This is a genomic window from Desulfosporosinus cupriresistens, assembly GCF_001707885.1.
Classification (GTDB): Bacteria; Bacillota; Desulfitobacteriia; order Desulfitobacteriales; family Desulfitobacteriaceae; genus Desulfosporosinus.
The window spans coordinates 54,434-77,445 of sequence record NZ_MASS01000004.1; the positions used below are offsets into that span (position 1 = coordinate 54,434).

Sequence of the window (23,012 nt, forward strand, 5' to 3'; positions counted from 1 at the left end):
GGTCAACCAATTTTCTGCTCCATCCTTAGATGTAATACTAATTCCAGTATATTTTCCACGGCCCGTTCTGTGGAGTGACCCGGTAAAGCAATGGCCGCTTTTCTCCGCATTTTCTCAATCTCCTCCGGATGCTTTAAGAAGCGGTTTAAAAGCTTTTCCAGTTCTTCCTCGTTACTAGCTAAGCATCCCGCGCCTATATGCTGCACGAAATGGGCATTTTCTTGTTCTTGGCCAGGAATTGGCTTATAAATAACCAATGGTAAATGCTTCGTTAACGCTTCAGAAACCGTTAACCCGCCCGCCTTTGTGATTATCAAATCAGAAACCGACATTAATTCTTCTACATTATCAACAAATTCAAACCTTATCATTGGGTTTCGACCCTGCGCAATTACTTCTTCTAAAGAAAGATACAACTTCTTATTTTTTCCACAAACAATTATTGTCTGGACCGGTACTGGAGAATCTGCAAGTTTTTTGCAGATTCTTTTCGCGCTTTTCAAAACTCCATAAGATCCTCCCATCAACAAAAAGATAGGAACATCGGACTTTAAACCTAACTTAGTGATAATATGCCCTCGATCTATTTCTTCATCAAATTTAGGGCTTACCGGAATCCCGCTCACATGAATGCGTTGCGCATTAATTCCCCAAGACTCTAAACTTGCCTTCACCTCTGAACAGGCCACAACGTAGCCATCAACACCTTGATGAACCCAGTGACTGTGGACTGTATAATCGGTGATTATAGTGATCACCGGAACATGAAGGAGTTGATCAAGCCTGAGTTGAGCCAGAATCGACGAAACAGTGGGATAAGTACACACGATGAAATCCGGTTTAAATACATGAATGTATTGAAGGAAATTACTTCGCCCCAATTGACTCAAGAAATGTTGACTTTTAGATCGAGGTTGTACCTTAGCTGTTTTATAATAAAATTTCCCCCAAAGTTTTGGTATGTATTTAATAATCTCGCTATAGATATTTTTGATCATAGTGTTAATCGGTTGATTTAAAAAGTCCCCAAAATCCAAGTGGATGATTTTCGCCGCAGGATGCTTAATAAGTATCCCTTCAATCACAGCTTCAGCAGCCCGCAAATGTCCATTTCCAAACGTTGCGGAGAATACGAGAACCTTTAACGGTTTCAAAGATTGGCCCTCCCTCTCATCTACAACAACCTTATTCTAGCTATCGACTAATAAAACAAACTTTTTACAATTTAATATTTATATCTTTTATACCACTCAGCGCCCGCAGGTTCCATGCAAGTGTCATAGAGTTACTTATATTATAGGGATATCTTTGGGAAAAAGAAAGGTAATATTCACTTCCCTGAAACCTCGTAAATTTGTTTGGCTAACTCTACGTTATGAGCTAGAATAATTGTAAGCAAGCAAAAAGTTTCGAAGGCTTCAACCTGTTTTTGAGACTACCTTTTCGATATCAAAATTTAATAATGGCTCGATGCATTATTTGTACCGAACTAATATAACTCAAGTATTTATTCATGAAGGGTGGATAAGAACATGTCGCATAAAACAAACGCAGCTCGCATTCTTGATCAGGCCAAAATTTCTTATGAATTAAAAGACTATATTGTTGATGAATCCGATTTATCTGCAGTTGCTGTTGCCAATAAGGTAGGTCTCCCCATCGAGCAAGTCTATAAAACCTTAGTAGCTCGCGGCGACAAAACTGGGGTAATCGTCGCTTGTATTCAAGGCGATCATGAACTCCATCTCAAACGATTAGCTGCACTCAGTGGAAATAAGAAGGTTGAGGTTGTGTCCCTTAAAGAGGTCCAACCGCTGACTGGTTATATCCGGGGTGGCGTTTCTCCCATCGGAATGAAAAAAAGCTATCCCATCTTTATCGACTCTGCTATAGAAAAACTTGATAAAATCGCTGTCAGCGCCGGATTACGCGGCTTACAACTTTTCTTACGCCCTATAGATTTGATTGCAGTGACCAAAGCCCAATTAGGGGCGATTGGCGATTCTGTCTGATCTCGGGGAACAATCAAAGTTTCGTTTAAAACTATTGAAGGGGCTACCTAAAAAAACATTCACGGTAGCCCCTTCATCAAACTTTATCTAGTTAAATCAATTTGTTCCCTACAGAACCCGACGAGCACCTACATAACAGGATTTCCAATACGGTCCAATAACATAAACCGTAACCCCCTTAGACTCCGACGCATTAATAAATTGACCATCGCCAAGATAAATCCCAACGTGACTTACAACACCATTGCTCGCAAACGAGAAAAAGACCAAATCTCCAGGTTGAAGGTCCTCGAAGGCAACCTTAGTTCCTACATTATATTGATCAACCGAAACCCGTGGCAAGGTGATTCCATTTTTGGCAAAGACATATGAAACAAATCCAGAGCAATCAAAACCTGTATCTGGTGTAGACCCACCCCATTGATACTTAACGCCAAGATATTGCTTTGCGGTAGCAATGACGGAATCTACTTTCGACTGACGTTGCTTAGCTAAATAAGCCTCATTGAGCGACTTTACGGTTATAGGTCCTACTATTCCATCACCCACTAAACTATGGGAAAGTTGAAACGTTATCACGCCCTGTTTAGTCATATTCCCAAAGATGCCATCCGCTTTTCCGACGTTAAACCCTAAATCATTGAGTTTTGTTTGTAACTCTACGACATCCGCGCCCTGGGATCCAACCTTAAGTGAAACATTTCCCAACGCTGCTTGGGCTGGAGGTGTTGAAAATAATGAAAGTGAAAAAATTAATAACAAGAGCATAAGAAATAGTTTTTTATTCATTCTTTTTTCATCCACCCTTTCAGTTAGTTAATTAAAACATTCTTACAGCAATTCCGGGACAAAACACATAAACCAATTATCGTCAAATTACGACAAAAAATCCATATGTAAATAATTACATATAATAAATATTTTACATATGATAGTACTGTTACGTTTCCACAAGCGAACCCGTCAAGCTTGGGTAAAACCAGAATTCAAGGTCCAATCTGGCTATCTAGCAAGGTATGCTAAACTAGTATCTTCCTCCTAGCAAGGGCGCTGTTTTAATCTAATAAAAAAACGTAGAGGCTGGGATTAAATTTCCCGATCTCTACGTCTCTAACCATTCTAAAATCTCGAATTATCTAACTACTAAGAAAGCGTTAACTCTTTAACTTCCGAATTTCTAAATTTCTCTCCAGTAAGTCCAATAGAATCATTCATTTGACTAGTTAAACTTCCAGTTTCGTTGACGTCGTCCTCTGCAGGTGCTCCAAATTCCTGGCTAACCTCTTTGTCTTCCATTACTATAAACCCTCCAATAACTCTTTTGTTCTGCTTAGTATTTCCAAGAATTCAGAATAAAATTTAAAGCAGATATAGAAAACTTGGTTGGACCTTCCAGAAAGTAACAACCAAAAATTATACGTTCTGATTCGTAAAAAAAGATCGACCAGCAAATGCGGTCGATCTTTTCCTTCTTGTAATACAAAGCAAAGTAATATCTATATCTTTGGCAATTCAAAGGAACTCTTTAGGGACACAATTCTATTAAAGACCAAATGTTCTGGCGTGGAATTTGGAGGATCCACATTGAAATATCCATGTCTGAAAAATTGGAATTTGTCCTGAGGCTTTGAATCTTTGATGTTGGGCTCGACAAATCCCTGGACAATCTCCAGAGATTTGGGATTAATGTGATCTAGAAAAGACGCTTCGTCTGTCAGATCTTCATCTAAAATTAAAGCTTCATATAATCTGCACTCTGCAGGTACAGCTTGGGAGGCCTCCACCCAGTGGATCGTACCTTTGACCTTTCTTCCCGTGAAGCCTGATCCGCTCTTGGTTTCTGGATCGTACGTACAGTACAGCTCAATGACTTTTCCCGAGTCATCCTTGAGCACATCATGGCATTTAATAAAATAAGCGTTTTTCAACCGGACTTCATTTCCAGGGAAAAGCCGATGATACTTAGCTGGAGGATTCTCCATAAAGTCCTCTTGTTCAATATAAATTTCTCGAGAAAAAGGAATTTGTCTAATTCCCATCTCTGGGTTTTCTGGGTTAACTTCGGCTTCCAACATCTCTATCTGACCCTCTGGATAATTGGTTATGATCACCTTAAGTGGCTCGAGCACAGCCATAGTTCTTGGTGCTTTAAGCTTTAAGTCTTCCCTAATAAAATGTTCCAACATTTTGCTATCCACGACACTATCCGCTTTGGCTACCCCGATTTCTCGAGCGAAATTGCGCATTGCCTCTGGTGTATACCCTTTACGTCTAAGCCCCGAGATGGTAGGCATCCTCGGATCATCCCAACCATCCACTACGTGCTCATCAACCAATTGCTTTAGTTTTCGCTTACTCATAACGGTATTTGTAATATTTAAACGGGCAAATTCATATTGGTGGGGAACGTTCTCCATTTCACACTCTCGAATGACCCAATCGTACAAGGGGCGATGATCTTCAAATTCTAACGTACAAATTGAGTGTGTGACTCCTTCTATAGCATCTTCCAATGGATGGGCAAAATCGTACATAGGGTAAATACACCATTTATCTCCAGTGTTATGATGGGTAGCATGAGCAATCCGGTAAAGGACAGGATCTCGCATATTTATATTCGGTGAGGACATGTCAATTTTGGCTCGCAAAACCTTTTGTCCGTCTGCGAATTCTCCATTGCGCATGCGTTCAAATAACGCTAGATTTTCTTCGACTGTCCGATCGCGATAGGGGCTTGATTGGCCTGCTTCTGTTAAAGATCCCCGCATTTTCCGTATTTCCTCCGCTGTGGAGTCACATGCATACGCTTTACCCTTTTTAATAAGCAACACTGCCCGGTTGTACATTTCCTCAAAATAATCTGACGCAAAAAACAAACTATCCCATTCATACCCTAACCACATTACATCTTCCTTGATGGATTCCACATATTCTGTTTCTTCTTTGGCTGGATTCGTGTCATCAAAACGTAAATGGGTTTTGCCATTGAATTCGTCCGCTAATTCAAAATTTAAAATAATTGATTTAGCATGGCCAATATGTAAATAACCATTAGGCTCCGGTGGGAACCGCGTGATAATGTGTTGAACTTTACCTGACTTCAAATCCTCATTAACAATGTTCTTAAGAAAATTAGAGGTGGATTTGCTTTCCATCCATATCAACCTTTCTCTCTAATGTGTTCATGCTCCTGTCAAATTTCACTCTTGACCTAAATAATACTGCATACATGAAGAGAGTTCAACTTACCTCTTCAAAAAGGGAGGCATTGTGCCTCCCTTTACATACCAAGTCAAAAATTATAAGTTGCAGATGGGCACCTTCTCGCCATCACTGCGGCTACCTCTTCAGAGCGCTATTCTAATCTCCAGTATCCTGGTTTGAGTCTGGGCTGCTGGGATACAATGCTATCCTTGGACGTGACCCGATTTCTTATTGAGGCTTAATTTCTGTAAGCGTTACAGAAACATCTTGTGTCTTGTTGTTGCGATAAATCGTAACAGTAACCTTGTCACCCGGATTGTATTTAAATAACTCGTGAGTTAACTCAAGAGAACTCTTAATTTCCTTGTTATTAAGCTTGGTCAAAACATCACCAGCAATAATTCCAGCTCGATCAGCAGGACCTCCGAGTGTTACCTTGGAAACATACGCCCCAGCTGGCCATCCTCGTTGACTTGCATATTCAGCCGTATACCGAGGATCTATTTGAACATTAAGTCCCGGATGGCTGGCATACCCTTTCTCTATTAGCTGTTTAATCGTAGGTAAAGCGTCTGAAATCGGGATGGCAAAACCCATTCCCTCAAATCCTGCTTCCTGATTCTTAGCAGAATTAATCCCGATAACTTGACCCTGGTAATTTACTAGTGGCCCACCACTATTTCCTGGATTAATGGCGGCATCGGTCTGGATGAGGTTAAAACTCGCTTCCCCTGGGATGTCTAGAATTCGGTTTGTTGCTGAAACAACACCGGTAGTCACGGAACGTGCAAATTCTTGCCCACCTGGGTTTCCAATCGCCACGACAGGTTCACCGACCTGAAGTTTTGTCGAATCTCCCTGCTGTGTGGCGGTTAGACCTTGGGTATCTGCAATCTGAACCACTGCTAAGTCCGTACGATCGTCGGCTCCTACCAATTTCGCATTAATATTTCGGCCATCAGCCAGACTCACTACGATCTTCTCTGCGCCTTCAACCACATGATTGTTCGTCACAATGTAGCCATGTTGCGAATCAACAATAAAACCTGAGCCGCTCCCTATTTCGGTAAGCCCGCCCCCACCGAACAAAGTGCCTTTAGATTGAAAATTAGCTATTCCAACTACTGCTGGCCCCGTTGCCTTGGCAATCTGAGCGACAGGAAAATTGGTAACCCCCTCTGTTTTAATGATAGGGGTTGTTGTCCCGCCATTTAAGACCACTTGATTTGTGGGGGCTGGTTGTTTATTCCCATAGATGGAAGGCACCAACGCCACTGCTATGACCCCACCCAGTAAAGCGCTAATTAAGGTAACTACAATAATTGCGAAAAAATGGGGTCTTCTCTTTGAATAATCATCTCTATCGTTGTAATAACTCATAGCCTAACCCTCCTCTACCTATTATTCCCTTAATACAACCAGTTCATGCGGAGTATACCGTGGAGCAACCTGCACCTGCACATCTGGGCACCTTTTAGCGGTATTCAACTCTTTCAGAATACGCAAAACTGTCGACAACGCGATTTCCGGAGTATTGTTTTCTTCACTCAAATGAGCTAACATAACCCGTTGGGTATTTCCTTCAATCCACTCAGCAAGTCCTTCGGCCAGCTGCTTGTTCTCTAGATGCCCGTAGTGTCCGCTGATCCTTTTTTTAAGATACCATGGATAGGAACCGTTCCATAATCGTTCATCATCGTAGTTAGCTTCAACGATAAAGGCGTCACACCCCTTCAAATGCTGATGCATCTCTTCGGTGATTCTTCCACTATCCGTGGCAATTCCAATCGCTAGGTTTCCCTTGTCTTTATTCTTTGACCGCGAGACTTTCAAGCCGTAACTTTCTCGGCTATCGTGAGACGTAGGATAAAGTAAAACGTCTAGACCTGCACAAGAAAACGAATCTCGTACATCAATCCGCTGGTTTTCAGCAATCTTGCCCAGGGAAGGACCCATCACCTCCCATAACGCAGTCGTGGCATAGATCGGTATCTTTAATTTACGGGCGAGCACACCTACACCACGGATATGATCCACGTGTTCATGGGTAACTACGATCCCTTCAATTTCCGATTCCGATATGCTTAAGCGCGCGAAGTTATGCAATAGGCTCTTACCACTAATACCACAATCTACAAGCAAATGCCTGTCGTCATCTCCTACGAGAATTGCGTTTCCGGAACTTCCGCTCGCCAGTGTTGTAAAATGCAATATGTAGACCCCCCATATTACTTTCCAGTCGTTGCAGGATTTGCTTGTCCATTTTTCAAGGTAGGATTTGATAAGCCATTCGTTGCAGGATTTGTGACTCCATTGTTCGTAGGAGCTTTAAGCTGGTTCTGAGCCTGGCCTATCAATGCTCCTATTTGCGCTTTTTCTGTACTATCCGTAGCCAAATTCTGAGCCTTCTGCCACTGGGTGATAGCCCCTGAAAGATCTTGCTTTGCATTAGCCAAAAAAATACCATAATTGACCAATCCGTTTAAAAATTCAGGTTTAATGCTCAATGCCTCTTTAAAACTCTTGTCTGCTAAATCATTATCCCCACTTTTAAAGGCAGCGGTTGCCATATCAACCATAACACCCGGATCTTTATTGGTCTTTAAAACATTTTGGTAAGCCTCAACAGCATGTTTAAAGTTATCTTGAACCTCTGTGGGGGCGACCTCCGCAGCTGCTACCCCTGCGTCATAATATTCATTGCCTAGGTCTGTCTGTAGCTGTACATTGCTAGGATCTGCCTTGACCTGCTCAGCGATCGCTGCTAAGCGAACTTTTTTGGCCTGATAATCGGCGGCAGCATTGGTCGGAGTGTTTGAGTCAGTAGAAGGTAAACCACTACCACTAAAGAAAAGAGAGAATCCAGACGCAACCATAGCAATACTAATCAGAATAACAAGAACCACCGCAAAACCACGATGCTGTTTTTTATTCAAACGGCTCGCCTCCTTGACCATTTAATTCCAGATACTATTGTAACACACCTTTTCAGACCATCCAATATTAAGAACCTAACAGCGGATTTCTGGAACGGGAGATGATACAACAGCTAAACGATCGTTATTTTGTAGACTTTCCTTGATTTTAATATATAGTGCCACCTCTAAACGTTTCTTCTGAAGTTCACACCCTAAGGCATATACCTCTGTCAGTTTTTGGGTAGAGGCTACGTTAGCTGCATGGCATCCTCCGCTACAAGCAAAGCGTGCCCAACACTCCCGGCAAGTCGATTTTGCATAGACATTTGCTGAGCGAAAGTCTTTAACCACCTCGGGCTTAAGTTGAAGAGGATTCTCGTCATAGAGTGACCCCAGTTTATAGGCTTCCTGCCCTACAAACTGATGGCAGGGATAAAGATCGCCTTCCGGAGAAATTGCCACATACTCGTGACCAGCTCCGCATCCCGAAAGCCGTTTGAGCAAACAGGGTCCCTGATCTAAGGCGACATTGAAATGAAAAAAGTTAAAATTTCGATCTTGTGCTCGGCGTTTCAATAGTTCCTCACCAAGTCGATCATATGCTTCTCGGATTTTGTCTATATCTCCTTCTTGGAAGGCATAGGCGTCCTCTGGACCTGCTACAACGGGTTCTACTGAAATCTGTTTAATGCCTAAATCCGCCATGTGTAAAACATCACGATCAAAATCTAAATTATAGTGCGTATACGTTCCCCGGACATAGTAATAGGTCCCTAGCGCATAGGGTGAGCTTTCCGGACGTTTGGTTGTGAACTGTTTGATTAGAGGGGTAATTTTTGCGTAGCTTCCTCGTCCATTGGCGTAAGGCCTCATCCGATCATGTACTTCCGGGCGACCATCCAGACTAAGGACGACACTGATCTCCTCTTCTTCAAGATAATTTTGAATTTCCTCATTAAGTAACACACCGTTCGTAGTTAGCGTGAATTTAATAGTTTTGTGCTTAGCAGCGCCTGCTCTTTTGCCATATTCGACCAGAGCCTTAACTACGCCGAAATTGAGCAGTGGTTCTCCTCCAAAGAAATCAACTTCACAATGATCCCTATGCCCTGATGACTCTAAAACAAAATCAATACCCTTTTTACCCGTCTCCAAATCCATCAGCGTTCTACTGCCTCCAAAGGCCCCTGTACCGGCAAAACAATATTCGCAACGCAAATTACAGTCATGGGCTACATGTAGACAAATGGCCTTAACAATAGGCTTCTCTGGATAGTTCGGGGTTATTACCTCTGCCTCCTCCGAAAAAAGAGTTCCTTCTTGGCGAAGCTCTTCCATTTCCTCAATGATCTCCGCCAGTTCTTCTTCTGTAAGAGCTAATTTTCCCGCTTGTCTAAGAATCTGGTTAATTCCCGCCGATGTAACCTTTTCTTCCACCTCTTGCAAATTCTCAATAGCCTTGAGTACATTAAATGTCCTCTCATCTAGCAAATGCAAAGAACCCGAATTAACGTCATAAGCTATAAATAAATCTCCTTGAAGATAACTATGGACATTTTTCTTAAGGCGATATCTCTCAAAATTTAATAATTCCAATATGGGACCTCTCTTTCTTGCCTAACCAAATAAATAGAACAGAACCCAGCCCATATACGGGGTGGGTTCTGAAATCCTATGTTCTAACCTTCACAAAAAGCATACCTTACGCAGGAGCGCCTGAAGGCTCGGGTCTATTTAACACACACTTGATTACCAACCGTGCACGAAGTCTTGCAGGCAGATTGGCAAGAGGTCTGACACTTACCACAGCCTCCTGTTTTCACGGTAGCACTTAGGTTTGCTTTCACAATGGTCTGAATGTGTTTTGCCATCCAAACACCCTCCTCTCGAAACTTACATCATTTTATCATTCTAGATTATAACATACGGACGTGGAAAAAGGCAAAACATCCCCCTCCTAAAACACCCTTTCGCTTAAGCCTCTTAAATCCAAAATCTTACCAACTTCGACTCAATTTTCTAGTGTTCCATCTGTTCCCCACCATCATCCCATTGAACAACATTGTGCCACCTCGAGTAATTAAAAGAAAAATAGATATAACAATAAAGAATACGCCAATTATTGAATTTTAAGCAAAAATCTTGACACATTTGCCAAATGACGCATATAATAAAGTGTACTTAAAATCTATTCTCTGTTAGGTGAGGCTCCTGCATAAACATAGGCCACTGCCCAGAAATGTCGAGAGACGCCAACGGGTAGAACAGGTACTACCGACATAAGGTTTTACTTAATGTGGCTGAGAAAACTCTACGCTATGCAGTGCTAAAGCTCAACGAGTAGGGAGGTCCAAAACCTTTGAGTTTTAAGATCTTCTATTTTTGTAATAGAGGTCTTTTTATTTTTATTACTTATTATTATTGTCCTCGCGGGGAATTTAAAGGAGGTGGTTTTATGGATTCTGGCCCATATCACTTGTTCAATTCCAATATCACTCATATTCGGAGTCATGTTGGCATTAGGTGCCAGGCTCCATCACTCAAAGGAGGGAAGTAAATGAATGAATTAAAAGTTTTAGGAGAATTTTATTTTAGTCAGTTGGCACATAAGCCGATCTGGGATGCCAAGGGACGTAGAGTTGGTCGCTTACTAGACATGGCCATGCGCTGGGACAGTATCTCTCCCCATGTTACCGGCATTCAATATGCCAAAGGGCTTCATGCCCTAATTCCTATTGAGTGGATAGGTTCCTGGAATGCAGACGGACTGCGCCTCAACACTACTTTTGATCCCTCATCAACGTGCCCAATGCATGAAGATGAAACGCTTATTGGCAAATGGCTGTTAGATAAACAAATTATTGACTTAGAAGGCTCTAAACTTGTCCGTGTGAATGACATTGCCTTATCCTGGGTTTCTCATGAGAATTATCAATATCTTGTCTTGGTTGCTGTGGATATCGGTGTGCGTGGTTTATTCCGCCGTTTAGGTGTCGAGTTTTTATTGAGCCGTGTCGCCAATAACTTTGTAGGCTGCCAATACATTAAACCTTTAGAAAATAGGACATCAGCCCTTCAACTTACTAGGGAAAAAGAACAACTGCGCCAACTTCATCCTGCAGATATCGCTGACATTATTGAAACAATGGACTATAGACAACGCGCTACCTTTCTTGAAACACTCGATTCTCAACAGGCGATTGATGCGCTAACCGAGATGGAATTGGATGCCCAAGTAGAAATGATTAATCAGATGGATGAGGTTCGGGCTTCTGATATCCTTGAAGAAATGCCGCCAGATGAAGCCGCCGATATATTAGGTGAGTTGCCTGTGGAGAAATCCGAAGAAATTCTCCGCTTAATGGAGTCTGACGACGCTGAAGATGTTCGGGAATTAATGCAATATCAGGAAGACACTGCTGGTTCGCTAATGACCACTGAATATATCGGCTTACCGTTCTGGCTTACTGCTGAACAAGCTATTAACGAATTAAGACGGTTAGCTCCTGATGCAGAAACAATCTATTATCTCTATGTGGTTGATGAACAAGAAACTCTTGAGGGGGTTCTCTCTCTCCGCCAGTTGATCATCGCTTCCCCTGAGACCCCTTTGAAAGATATAATGCAAACGAAGATTGTAAAAATCTCTCCGTATGACGATCACGAAAAAGTTGCTGACATCATCCACAAATATGGTTTACTTGCGGCTCCTGTCGTTAATGATCAAAATCATATATTGGGAATCATCACGGTGGACGATGTTTTAGAATTATTAATGCCCGAGCGCCCTCGTGGAGAAATTTTCTCTAGCCTGATCGCCCTCCGTCATCTGCCGAAAGGGGGGTATAGCGAATGAACCGTAAAGTACGTTTTGCCCTGTTCTTTGCCGTTATGGGACCAGGAATCGTTACAGCCTTTGCCGACAATGATGCCGGGGGAATTGCCACTTATGCCTCAGCAGGTGCTAAATATGGCTATTCACTCATCTTCATCATGCTAATCAGTACAGTCCTTCTCGCCATTGCTCAGGAAATCTCCGCGCGCACAGGCGCCGTAACTGGTCGAGGACTGTCCGACTTAATCCGAGAAAATTACGGGGTGAAATGGACGTTCTTTGCTATGAGCGTTCTCCTGATTGCCAATCTAGGAACCACAGCTTCTGAATTTTCCGGAATAGCTACAAGCTTCGAAATCTTCGGAGTAAGTAAGTATATCTCCGTACCTGCCATGGCCTTCATTATTTGGTGGCTTGTGATTAAGACCGATTATGGAAAAATGGAGAAAATCCTCCTGTTGCTCTGCTTGACATTTTTTAGTTATGTTGTTTCCGGAATTATGGTCCATCCGCCCTGGCCTCAAGTCTTCGTCGAATCTGTTACCCCCACGTTCTCAGGAACTCCTGCTTTTTTGCTGATGGCCATCGGGGTGATCGGAACGACCATTACACCTTGGGGACAGTTCTACGTCCAATCTTCCGTCGTGGATAAAGGAATCACTGCCAAAGATTACCATTACACTCGCTGGGATGTCTTGATTGGAACCTTTTTCACTGGATTCATTGCCTTCTTTATTATCGTAGCCACTGCAGCGACACTCTTTGTCAACAAAATCCCGATTGAAACAGCAAAGGATGTGGCCTTGGCACTAAAACCATTAGCTGGACAATATGCCACCTTCCTCTTTGCCTTCGGTTTACTCGGTGCATCGATGTTGGCCGCATTTGTACTTCCCTTAAGTACCGCTTATGCTGTCTGCGAGGCGTTTGGTTTCGAACATGGCATTAGCAAATCTCATAAAGAGGCGCCCGTATTCTTTGGACTTTATACCGTCCTCATCGTTTTAGGGGCAGCCATTGTCTTGTGGCCCAAATTGTCCTTATATCACGTCATGTTGACCACTCAAGTGGTTAACGGGGTTCTATTGCCCCCCATTCTCATCTTTATGGTTCTGATTGCCAGTAAAAAAAGCATTATGGGGGAGTATGTTAATACAAAATTTTTCAATGTCATCTCCTGGACCTTCACCTTCATCTTAATTTTCCTTACCCTGCTTTTGCTTGTATCAACGTTGTTTCCAGAGCTTATAAGTAATGTTCTTGCTTTGCTGTGACTATAGAGTCCAATATGCACGCAAACGACCGATGACGATGACGACGATGACGTAGCATGGATGGCGAGATGGGACCTTCCGTTTTAACGGCATGGTAGTTAGTACAAAGAAGGATTATTCACCAACGTGGTGAATAATCCTTCTTTGTATGTTGTCCTTTAACCTTATAAGGGTTGTAACAGAACTGAAAAAAGTTTTTTACAACCCCTTTTTTAAAATCCATTTATTACACTCCTCTTATCATATAGCATTCAGTTTATGAAGCTATACGATAAGATTCTGTGATCGAATAATATTCGTTAAGTAAACTGTCTAGTTTTTGGCTCATACCGATAATTTCCGGATCGGTAAGGCTCATATATTTTGCAGAATCATTGAGATTCATTCGGGCATCTTCAATTAAGCTCATTAATAGATCAAGATAGAATTTCATAATCAACACCTCTTTCCCATGACACAATAGTTTCTGGAAGAGTACTTATAAAGTTCACAAGCACATCCTCACTTGGAATATTTTAGTATATTATACCTAAGAAATCAAGATACCTCTTTATTAATTTATTTCATCGTGAATAAGTCAATTTTCACAATTTCTGGGTCCCCTTCTTAAAAATTTTACATTTTTATCAAATTAAATTACTAAAAAAAACTATTAGGCAATTCGAAAGATTTATAATGGTGAGCAGCTTCTTTGTCGAAAGGCGGCTGTTCTTTTCTTTTTTAAATCCTTGAAATTTGAAGCTGACAAACGGTTATCCTATTCCTTTCAGCACAGCGAAATACTTTTATGTTGGACATTAGTTATACAGTAACTATTACGAAGGAACCGTAGTAAGGAAGATCTTTACTCTCCATAATTTATTTAATTATCGTATTTTATAAGCAAAAATGAGAAACATATTATAATCTAACAGGGAAGGTGGAATATTAGACAAATGAAATCCTATCAAAAAAATTTAATAATCTTCGGACTAATTTTCATATTAGCATATACTGTTTTTCGGTTTACTTATGCGTGGTACACGACACCATCAGCATGTCAAAAATGCCATGAAATCGAACCCTATTATATTTCATGGCAGAAATCAGCTCATAAGAATACTGACTGTCGAGATTGTCACGAAACAAGAGGGGCTTTCCATCGGCTGGATTCAATGCTTAGAGGTATAAGAGACGTATCCATAAAAATAAAAGGTGATTATGGACTTTTCACAAACTCGATATATCATGATTCAAACTGCATTGCCTGCCACATAGGGAATTATAAACCTGAGAGTAAAGCACCGTTTATGCCCAAAAGTCATGCTAAGATAATTAAAAATGGCGTGGGGTGCAACAATTGCCATAGAGACACAGGTCATAAGAATGGGCTAGGAGTCGATGCTAAATTTGAGATTTTATCACCATAACCAAAAAAGATAAAACTTAGGCACTCAGCAGGGATTTCTCCAGAGTGCCTACAATTAACACTAAATCTTTACCCATCATTCCAAATCCTCTAACATCCCTAATAGGATTAGGATTTCGCTTCTTTACGCCTATAAAACATTGTGTCGGACTAATGTACTAAATCTTTACGGTCAGCCGTCTCTCTGTATCAAGCCAAGAACATTTTGACATCGTCTTCAACATTAGTAATGCCCCCAATCCCGAAGTTTTCAACCAAAACCTTAATCACATTAGGAGACAAGAAACCAGGCAATGTCGGTCCTAGGTGAATATTCTTTACACCTAGGTAGAGAGGGGCTAGTAAAACGATGACAGCCTTTTGCTCATACCACGCAATGTTATAGGAGATGGGAAGTTCGTTGATATCCTTTAGGGGCGCATGGTCTCCTCTCTTTTGCTCTCTTCAAGCTCAAGCATAACGGCCGATTCCGGCAGCAGGCTTAATCCTCCCAAGAGGGCGAGATTGCAGAAGAGGAGTGGACCCAGTAATGGATTGCGATATAAAAATCTGGCCCAGATGATACTCTGAGTTCCGGCCAAATCTCCCCATACATGAAATCCGAATCCCAGTAAACCTACCAACATATTAAGGGCTAATATGGATAGATAAATATAAATTTCCTGGGGGTCAGCTTGAGTATAAGCAATATAAAAACAAGCTATCGCGGCAAGTATGCCTGAAACTAAAGGTATTAGCGTGTAACTGGGTATAAAGGCGAGGCGGGCATGGTCTAAAAATGCTGCCACAACCGCGCCCAAGAAACCCAGGCCCACTAAGACCAATAATTTGGAACGTCGAGCTGTTCCTCGATAGTGCTCACTGACCAAGGCGTAAGAGGAAATCCCCGCAAAGGCAATCGGAGCTGCAACCGGAGAGCCCTCAATCAGGAGACGGTGAAAACTTTGCTGACTGGAGGTGGCGTTTCCTGTCAAATGAAAAAATGTCCCCACCACACCAACCAGAACGCCTAACCACATCACGGTTTGAAAGGTCCTCTTAATCACGGTATTAGATCGGATTATGACTTGAGCAAGAATTGCTAAAACCGCAAGCGGGCTAAAAATTAAGGGGATCAGTTCCCAGCGGAAAAAATTATTCTGAGAGTGTGCCATTGCGACGTCAACACCGGTCAGGAGGAAGTTAAAACCCATCATTCCTAACAAAAGCGAAGTCTTATAAGGGATGGTTAGTCGATTAAGCCGATCGATCATATCTGAATCCTCCTAGTGCTTCACTTTCAATGCCTCGGCTTGAGATTGCAGTTCTACGAGAGCTTTTTCTTGCTCGTAAATTCCATTCCAGTTCACATAGTCAGCCCCTCCCATCACGGCTCCGAACCGGGCCCTGCGGCCTTCGTGGTGCCATAATTCAAAATATAGGAAATCAATAGGAGTTCCGAACGGCTTGGTTCCAAGCAACCCTGTAGCACGAAGATCTTGGATAATTGATTTCCCCTTAGCAATGTTTTGATTCGTCAGGGCAATATTTTTCTCCGCCTTGCTCATCACATCATCGATAAACGGTTGGGCGTGACAGTTGAGACAGACAGCATTCATCGTTTGCTGGTGAACATCTCCATTTTTGCGTACTGAAGCAATCTCGGGAGCCAGGGTCCATTTAAGACGTTGGCCTACATCGTGGGTTCCTTGAACACTGCCAAAAGCCGACATATGACACGTGGCGCAAGTTGGGGCAGGGAAATCTTTGACCGTCAGGGTTCCCGTAGGTGCATCCATGTTAAACTTTGATTCGTTGGCTTGATAATAAGCGCCATGTGCAGATTCGTCATAGATTTCTGCTTGAGGATGATCAGGGCCTAAATGGCATTGGGCACAAGTTGCTGGTTTGCGGGCTTGTGCTACTTCGAATGTGTGTCGTAAATGACATTTTGTGCAATCTCCAAAGCTTCCATCACTGTTCTTTTGACCAATTGCGTGACAGACTTCGCAGGATTGAGCGCTAGCATCTTGACCAATCAAATTAAAAACAGGATTAGCATTACCGCCATTAAGAGGTTTTCCATTAGCATCAAGCAAATGATACTTAGCAAGTTCCGCCGGCGTAAAATTCTTTGCTCCTTGGACTGCATACCACGATTTAGCGGCATGGTTACTGTCCGTAAACTGCTGAACTTCTGTAGCGTGACACTGGGCACAGTTGTTGGGAGTTGGTTTGGCGATGAGAGCTACATTATAATGATCCTTTGTCAGGGTTTCTTGACCTTTGACCGGTTTATGACAATCGAGACACTGAACTCCGTGGCCGGAATGCTTGCTGTCATGATATTGTTGAATAATTCCCGGGTTCTCTTTTTGGTGGCACTCCACGCAGGCCTTGTTTTCTCCAAGGGTCGCAACACTTAATGTTGGCATACTTGTTTGTAGTCCTGTGGGGCCAATGAGAAAATGGTAGGTCAAGAACAATAAACCGGCAACAAAGATAGTCCCGATCGCCAAGATGGCGATCATGCGTCGTGTTATTGATGGCATCTAAATGTGATCTCCTCCTCTTTAATAGTTTAGCAACCCTAGAGCATGTGCTGAGACGATATATGAGTCTATATTAGTTGGAAATTTTGTGGTAATTATATCTAGATTTGTTATTGAATAGTGTGATAGAGGTCACACTATTCAAACTAAATGTAAATCTCAAAATGTGTTCACTCAATGAAAGTGACCCTAACTCCAAAAGTGTGACACAATTCACAACTTCCCCGCCTCCAATCAGATTATAATCAGTCATGAAAATTGAGCTGGAGGAGTGAGTCAAAATGCAGGAAGTTGAGATATTGAGGGTAGAAAGTCCGTCTAAGCCAGAAAATACGAAAACATTAATTCAGATGGTGGCGACCTTGTTTATTAGGTATCTGTCTAAAATGAAAGGCTATAAAAGGACAACGCCCCTTGTAACTCCACCACCTCTAGACATAATTATTACCTGGCTGGGCGCTTTTTTAGGGATAACCGCAATTGCCTTATTTGCTGAAAATTATAGCCTTCCGATTGTGGCTTCCTTTGGCGCATCTGCGGTATTAATTTATGGGGTTCCCGATGCCCCTCTGTCCCAACCACGTAATGTTATTCTGGGTCATACTCTTTCGGCCGTTGCGGGCGTCACAACCTTTATAATGTTTGGGTTGACCTGGTGGTCACCTGCCTTAGGTACTGCCCTAGCATTAATCATAATGATTCTCACTAAGACGACACATCCACCGGGAGGAGCAACTGCACTATTTGCCGTATTGAGTAAGGCCCATCCTAGCTATATTTTGACCCCGATTGCCTTGGGTGCCGTGATCCTTGTAATAATCGGGCTTCTCGTAAATAACCTATCCCCAAATAGACACTACCCTAGGTATTGGTACTGAGAGAACAATCGAATCGAACCTTATAAATCTAGATTCTTGATCCAGAGTCGAGTAATATAACTAAATTGATATCAAGAGATATGATCTACCTTAAATATAAGGGGAGTGAGAACAAATGTTTAAGAATATTTTGGTTCCGACCGACGCTTCAGAACCAGCACAACGTGCTTTGATGATTGCCTTGGAAATGGCGAAGACGTACGGCTCCCGAATTGTTCTCCTGCACGTGGTTTTTACACCGGAGGCTTTGGGCTATACCCTTTCAAGTGGGGTTACCGTACCTCAAGAAGAGATTAGTATATACGGGAAAGAGGCCCTAACGGCAACTCTGGATGGGATTGATACCTGGAATCTGTCCATTGAAATGAGACAAAGACCAGGGCATCCAGCTGTTGCTATTCTAGAAGAAATCGAGAACAGAGACTTTGACTTAGTCATTATGGGTAGTCGTGGGTATGGACCAATTACCGGGTCTTTGCTTGGAAGTATTAGCCAACGTGTTTTAACCAAAGCAACGTGTCCGGTTATGATTGTTAAATAAAAACTAATGAGGACGCTCAGAGTAATGTAACTGAGTGTCCTCATTAGTTTATGGTTCTAGACCAGTCGGGTATGAAATAACAGATAACCATTTTTGCTAGCTATCTCTTATGACTCGAATTTCCATCAGATCGTTAGTATTGAGCGAAGTGAGCTTGGAAATGTATTCCCCAAATCCAAGGGGTGTTCCGATACGTCGACGAATGTTCTTAGCATCAGGTCTAAACTATAGGAATTGACGGTATTTTTTTATAGGACTTTAGTCGTGAGATAGTAGGCCTTAGGTCCCCACTCTGATTGAAATTAGCAGGATAAATAGTTATAAGGATGAATATGGAAAATAAACTATATTATAGTATCCGGGAGGTTGTATTAATGATTAACATTAATGCCCTTGAAAAACAGTGCCCAAAATGTTTTGGACTTGGCAGGATTGAGAACCCCACATGGTTACAGTTCTGGACCATGCAAAATGATCTTAAAGACGGGTTTCAAACCCTAACTGATCAAGCACAAGAAACCAGCGTCGAAAATGCGGATCAAGGCCAACCCACTGAACCCATATTCTTTATTTGTAGAGAATGTCACGGAAAAGGAAAAATACTTACAGCCGAAGGGAAACAACTTATAGAGTTTGTAAGGTTCTGGATTAATCCGAATTATTAATTCGTAAATCAAGTTCTATTTCGACATCAATAGCAAAGTTATTAGTCAGAAGTTAGATTTACTCCCTATTTAAAGACTTCTGAGAAAATATTAATATCCTCCTCGTTGAGTGACACAGGCTCCGTATTGTCTACTCGAATAATAATAAATGTTCCTTGTATATCTGCCCTTTTGATTGGTTTCTGGGTTAGCGGATAGTTTCCATCGCAGACGATTAAGCACCCAGGACGGATGGTTTCCGCCGTTTCAATATAACCCTGAATTGTTAATTCAAAGGCCTTAAGGTTATTAGGCAGTTCACGAACATCAGGAGCTTTCCCTGGCTCCACCACCAAAACTGTTATCCATTTAACCAATGTCTACTTCTCTCCTTTTATCGAACTGAATTAAGATACCTACTAAGACTGACTCATTCGCCAACAATAAATGATTTACCTTTAAAAAAGTAGTCGAATGCTAAGGGTTCACTTCCCACTCATTCAGTGAGAGGACTTCTCAATTTAGTGTTTTTCTACTCCGAGGTACGGTTTGGAGTTTGTTTGGATAGAAAAGTAAGAATTGAAGGATTACGGCAATCTTAATAGAAATGGTTAAGTATATTAATATGAAGGAGTGTTGAAATGAAAGGAAATCCCATACAATTTAACTTTTTACTAATATTATACCAACTAATTCCATTAATTTTCTTTCTTGTTGTAATTGCCCTTATTGTATCCTTTATTGGGAGTGTAAAAAGTTTTATGAAAAAAAAGATTGCGCTAGATGAGCAAAGAATCGAACAAACAAATCGGTTCCTCGAACTTTATAAAAGTAATCATGATAAAGGATGAAATACTTATAGACACCAAAGAGTAATTAGGAACGATTAGTCATTGGGAATTTAATTTTTATGGGTTTATTTTCCATAATTATTTGTTAAAATTTTTGCAGGGTTTAGCATATAAAGTTTCAAGGAAAGAGTATAGAGGGCGGTAGATGAATATGAATTTTTTTAGTGTTGTGTCATTCTGCCTCATAGTGTTCGCAATGTTCACAGCGTTGAATGATAAATCCGCGAGCCGTTATATTCTTGATTCGGAACTGCATTATGTCTAGCCTTAGGTAAACCCTTGTGGGTTCTGTGTGAGAAGACATGGTTGGCCCTTGTCTTCTGATTTATAGGTATCTAACCTTCAACATCAAAAAAGGACGAGGCGTTTTATTCAAATTAATATACATCTGAATTCTCTACTTTGTAATTTGTAATTTGTATTGAGTAAATAGGTTGAATCGTATAGCACTAAATTGTGTTTTCAGCTTAATCTAGACCATTAGGCAGTAGCCGTTAACCTGAGTGAAACTCTCGGCTTGCGTAGGGATAAATAAAAGAGGTATACCTACGAATTACTCGTAAATATACCTCAAAGCCTACGTTAAAGCCATTACTGGCTCTACATTTCATATGGAGCGAACGACGAGATTCGAACTCGCAATCCTCGGCTTGCATACCATAAAACATATATCTAATGCGAAAATCTTATATATATATCGTTGGTGATTTCAATATTGTTTTTATCAAATAATTTGAAACCACTATCTATAGGAAATATGCTTTGTGTATTGTTTGTAACGGGACAATAGGATATGAAGTATTCCTGACGAGGAATCATAATCTTATATTCATTGCTATCTAAATTTACTTTTACATAATCAATTTTTAAATCATAATTTTTACCAGCTACTACAAAATATTTCGATTTATTGATTTCTCGAACACGATACTGAAAAAGATTACTTCCACTGTTTGTCGATTCTATTTTATATTTACCATTTAGGCCCATAACTAATTCAGCATCCCCAAGATAATCATTAAATGTGAATAAAACATACCTTCTGTTCCCTATATCTATAGTTTGTTTAATATAGATATTATTCGTAATTACTTTCGGCCTATTTATAAACTTTTTAATATTATATTCCATATTATTATTACCAATTGAATATATACTATTATAATTAACTACTATTTTCAGGAAAACAATAAACAGAATACACGAAAGTATATATATATTTTTCATAATATTCCTCTTTTTAAACATTTATGCTGTTAAAAATTAATATTCTCGCACAAAACCCTCAGAATTTCGTGATACGTGATATATAAATAATATTTTTTAGGCCGCACATATGTTTAATCATCGCATAATTCCCTTGCGAAGTAAGGTGAATCCTGTCACAAATACAAAAAGCCCTTACCTTAAAGATAAGAGCCTTAGCATATTTCACTCAACTTTCAAGCCATCTACAATAGAAATTAAAACCGCTTTTACTCCGTCGAATGTTCAAAATTGCTTATACATCTTCACCGGTTGCGTTAAACCCTTTTTCTCCTAAAGACTTAATCCGGTCTTGAACAAATCCAATTCTACCACCCCAAATTCTGACCATCTTGGTCAGGTGTACGGTCATGCCTCACTCTCTCCTTCTTGTCCATTCACTGCCCTTTCTGAGTCCCTCCAACAGGGCTGTGTATAGATAGCCGTAGTATATCATCCTAGAGTGGCCTAAAAGATCAGCAACCGTCACAATGTCCACGCCTGAAGGTAAGAACTTTGTGGCAAAAGTATGCCTCTTATGGGGATCTCTCCATAAGCGCCATACGGTGGCGACAATTGCTCCTTGACGATGGAGAAAACCCTGCTATAACTATCAGAATTAAGATGTACGATGATAACCGATTTCGTAATAATAGGTTATTAACATCCGTGAGGACATTTTTTAATAACGCTTAGAATTTTTACGTGTATTATCATATATGATAATAACTAATCCACAGCCTCTAGAGTATTTACGTGTGCGAGACATTTTTAAGTAGCACATAGAAATATTATATCTGATATGTAACAAGGTTCATAAGCCTAAAATAGAAAGATCGGTCCAGATCCGATCTTTCTATTTTGCAGTATTTTTCTCCGTTGCAGTAAATTGCAGGCAAAAGGATTGTTAAGACGTTGTTGCAGTAAATCAAAAAGCACCGCAATCCCTTGCAGCGCCTAACATTTCATATGGAGCGGACGACGAGATTCGAACTCGCGATCCTCGGCTTGGGAATTCGATGTCGTAAGTCTTATCTAGTCCTAGGTATTAGTGTTTAAGCCTATCTAATTAATTATTCGAGTAATTAATTAACCTTCTTTCCTCTCTATTTTCGCCTAATTACATGCTCGTTGTCGTCAAATTGTCGTCAACTATAACGGGAATACATTCAGAATGTCGTAAACAATAGGTCATTCTTCTGGTCTTGACCCCAAGCCATATCTACCCATAAGCTCCGTACACTGGAATAGAATACGGCCGCAACACTTATAGTATCAGTATATCCAGGTGCATCGTTAGCTGTGTAGGACTCGGTAGAAAAAACATAATAAAATGGTTAGACGAAGGGTTCGAGTCCCCTCGCCTCTACTGTCTAATAACTCAATAATTGATACAATTTAATTATAAACTCCCTTGTTTTTCTAGGGGGTGCATTTGCTTTTTGGGGGGTGCATTTTCCCTTTGATTTCAGATTAACCTGAATGCTTTTGATAGCTCGAATTGAAACAAAACGCATTTATCCAATTAAATATAAGGATACACACACAACATAAATTTTCTCGATATTTTACAATGATATCCGAATAATTATACGAACAAAACCCTTATACAATCTTTATGGTTAGCCCCCGTTAGAACGAGCCCAAATACGAATACAAATGCAAAAAGTA

21 protein-coding genes, 1 pseudogene and 1 riboswitch are annotated in these 23,012 nt (G+C 41.0%); of the genes and pseudogenes, 7 read left to right on the forward strand and 15 right to left on the reverse strand.

Annotation, left to right across the window (positions count from 1 at the left end; genetic code table 11):
• Positions 1-2: 2 nt before the first annotated feature.
• Positions 3-1,154: an MGDG synthase family glycosyltransferase gene (locus tag DSBG_RS02570; RefSeq protein ID WP_068962660.1), complete on the reverse strand. Its 1,152-nt coding sequence runs from the start codon at positions 1,152-1,154 to the stop codon at positions 3-5.
• Positions 1,155-1,532: 378 nt separating this feature from the next.
• Between DSBG_RS02570 and ybaK the strand changes: the two genes are divergently transcribed.
• Positions 1,533-2,012, forward strand: coding sequence for a Cys-tRNA(Pro) deacylase (gene ybaK, locus DSBG_RS02575; RefSeq protein WP_068962661.1), 480 nt, complete (start codon positions 1,533-1,535; stop codon positions 2,010-2,012).
• 108 nt (positions 2,013-2,120) lie between these two features.
• On the opposite strand, the gene DSBG_RS02580 is transcribed toward ybaK, so the two are convergent.
• The 8 genes from DSBG_RS02580 to scfA form a co-directional block, all read right to left on the reverse strand.
• On the reverse strand, positions 2,121-2,801 hold the full coding sequence (locus DSBG_RS02580; protein WP_068962662.1) for a C40 family peptidase: 681 nt from the start codon (positions 2,799-2,801) through the stop codon (positions 2,121-2,123).
• 354 nt (positions 2,802-3,155) lie between these two features.
• The gene (locus DSBG_RS22790) at positions 3,156-3,308 is read right to left on the reverse strand and encodes a hypothetical protein (protein WP_176716141.1); all 153 of its coding nucleotides are present in this window, start codon (positions 3,306-3,308) and stop codon (positions 3,156-3,158) included.
• Between the two features lie 200 nt (positions 3,309-3,508).
• Complete coding sequence (locus DSBG_RS02585) at positions 3,509-5,167, reverse strand: glutamine--tRNA ligase/YqeY domain fusion protein (protein ID WP_068962663.1); 1,659 nt, start codon at positions 5,165-5,167, stop codon at positions 3,509-3,511.
• Between the two features lie 277 nt (positions 5,168-5,444).
• Positions 5,445-6,596 carry a S1C family serine protease gene (locus DSBG_RS02590; protein ID WP_068962664.1) on the reverse strand — a complete coding sequence of 384 codons (1,152 nt, stop codon included), beginning with the start codon at positions 6,594-6,596 and terminating at the stop codon, positions 5,445-5,447.
• A 21-nt stretch (positions 6,597-6,617) separates the two neighbouring features.
• On the reverse strand, positions 6,618-7,427 hold the full coding sequence (locus DSBG_RS02595) for an MBL fold metallo-hydrolase (RefSeq protein WP_068962665.1): 810 nt from the start codon (positions 7,425-7,427) through the stop codon (positions 6,618-6,620).
• A 17-nt stretch (positions 7,428-7,444) separates the two neighbouring features.
• Entirely contained in the window at positions 7,445-8,152 is a 708-nt protein-coding gene (locus DSBG_RS02600; protein ID WP_068962666.1) for a tetratricopeptide repeat protein, read from the reverse strand.
• A gap of 75 nt (positions 8,153-8,227) precedes the next feature.
• Entirely contained in the window at positions 8,228-9,730 is a 1,503-nt protein-coding gene (scfB, locus tag DSBG_RS02605; RefSeq protein ID WP_083236692.1) for a thioether cross-link-forming SCIFF peptide maturase, read from the reverse strand.
• A 134-nt stretch (positions 9,731-9,864) separates the two neighbouring features.
• Complete coding sequence (scfA, locus tag DSBG_RS02610; protein WP_007787631.1) at positions 9,865-10,005, reverse strand: six-cysteine ranthipeptide SCIFF; 141 nt, start codon at positions 10,003-10,005, stop codon at positions 9,865-9,867.
• A 316-nt stretch (positions 10,006-10,321) separates the two neighbouring features.
• A riboswitch (M-box (ykoK) riboswitch) is annotated at positions 10,322-10,486 on the forward strand.
• 205 nt (positions 10,487-10,691) lie between these two features.
• Between scfA and DSBG_RS02620 the strand changes: the two genes are divergently transcribed.
• The gene (locus tag DSBG_RS02620) at positions 10,692-11,990 is read left to right on the forward strand and encodes a magnesium transporter (RefSeq protein ID WP_068962669.1); all 1,299 of its coding nucleotides are present in this window, start codon (positions 10,692-10,694) and stop codon (positions 11,988-11,990) included.
• On the forward strand, positions 11,987-13,243 hold the full coding sequence (locus tag DSBG_RS02625; RefSeq protein WP_068962670.1) for an Nramp family divalent metal transporter: 1,257 nt from the start codon (positions 11,987-11,989) through the stop codon (positions 13,241-13,243). Before DSBG_RS02620 ends, DSBG_RS02625 begins: the two co-directional genes overlap by 4 nt.
• 256 nt (positions 13,244-13,499) lie before the next feature.
• Here the strand turns inward: DSBG_RS02625 and DSBG_RS02630 are convergent, their stop codons facing one another.
• Positions 13,500-13,676, reverse strand: a complete 177-nt coding sequence (locus DSBG_RS02630; RefSeq protein WP_068962671.1) for an aspartyl-phosphate phosphatase Spo0E family protein — start codon at positions 13,674-13,676, stop codon at positions 13,500-13,502.
• A gap of 502 nt (positions 13,677-14,178) precedes the next feature.
• On the opposite strand from DSBG_RS02630, the gene DSBG_RS02635 reads away from it, so the two are divergent.
• Positions 14,179-14,652 carry a NapC/NirT family cytochrome c gene (locus DSBG_RS02635; protein WP_068962672.1) on the forward strand — a complete coding sequence of 158 codons (474 nt, stop codon included), beginning with the start codon at positions 14,179-14,181 and terminating at the stop codon, positions 14,650-14,652.
• A gap of 188 nt (positions 14,653-14,840) precedes the next feature.
• On the opposite strand, the pseudogene DSBG_RS21580 reads toward DSBG_RS02635, so the two are convergent.
• From DSBG_RS21580 to DSBG_RS02645, 3 genes and pseudogenes are all read right to left on the reverse strand, one after another.
• Positions 14,841-15,065, reverse strand: a pseudogene (locus DSBG_RS21580) (hydroxylamine reductase); the annotation flags it as partial.
• Positions 15,062-15,904 (reverse strand): hypothetical protein, encoded by an 843-nt coding sequence (locus tag DSBG_RS02640; RefSeq protein WP_068962673.1) that lies wholly within the window; start codon positions 15,902-15,904, stop codon positions 15,062-15,064. The pseudogene DSBG_RS21580 and the gene DSBG_RS02640, both read right to left, overlap by 4 nt.
• 12 nt (positions 15,905-15,916) lie before the next feature.
• The gene (locus tag DSBG_RS02645; RefSeq protein WP_068962674.1) at positions 15,917-17,182 is read right to left on the reverse strand and encodes a multiheme c-type cytochrome; all 1,266 of its coding nucleotides are present in this window, start codon (positions 17,180-17,182) and stop codon (positions 15,917-15,919) included.
• Positions 17,183-17,463: 281 nt separating this feature from the next.
• Here DSBG_RS02645 and DSBG_RS02650 point away from each other — a divergent pair, with 281 nt between their 5' ends.
• From DSBG_RS02650 to DSBG_RS02660, 3 genes are all read left to right on the forward strand, one after another.
• Positions 17,464-18,060, forward strand: coding sequence for an HPP family protein (locus DSBG_RS02650; protein ID WP_176716142.1), 597 nt, complete (start codon positions 17,464-17,466; stop codon positions 18,058-18,060).
• Positions 18,061-18,175: 115 nt separating this feature from the next.
• Positions 18,176-18,601, forward strand: coding sequence for a universal stress protein (locus tag DSBG_RS02655; RefSeq protein ID WP_068962675.1), 426 nt, complete (start codon positions 18,176-18,178; stop codon positions 18,599-18,601).
• Positions 18,602-18,975: 374 nt separating this feature from the next.
• Positions 18,976-19,266, forward strand: a complete 291-nt coding sequence (locus DSBG_RS02660; protein WP_068962676.1) for a hypothetical protein — start codon at positions 18,976-18,978, stop codon at positions 19,264-19,266.
• 65 nt (positions 19,267-19,331) lie between these two features.
• Here the strand turns inward: DSBG_RS02660 and DSBG_RS02665 are convergent, their stop codons facing one another.
• Together DSBG_RS02665 and DSBG_RS02675 are read right to left on the reverse strand one after the other, a co-directional pair.
• A complete protein-coding gene (locus DSBG_RS02665; protein ID WP_068962677.1) occupies positions 19,332-19,622 on the reverse strand; it encodes a DUF3846 domain-containing protein in 291 nt (96 codons plus the stop codon).
• A gap of 1,146 nt (positions 19,623-20,768) precedes the next feature.
• Complete coding sequence (locus tag DSBG_RS02675; protein ID WP_068962679.1) at positions 20,769-21,323, reverse strand: hypothetical protein; 555 nt, start codon at positions 21,321-21,323, stop codon at positions 20,769-20,771.
• Positions 21,324-23,012: the final 1,689 nt, after the last annotated feature.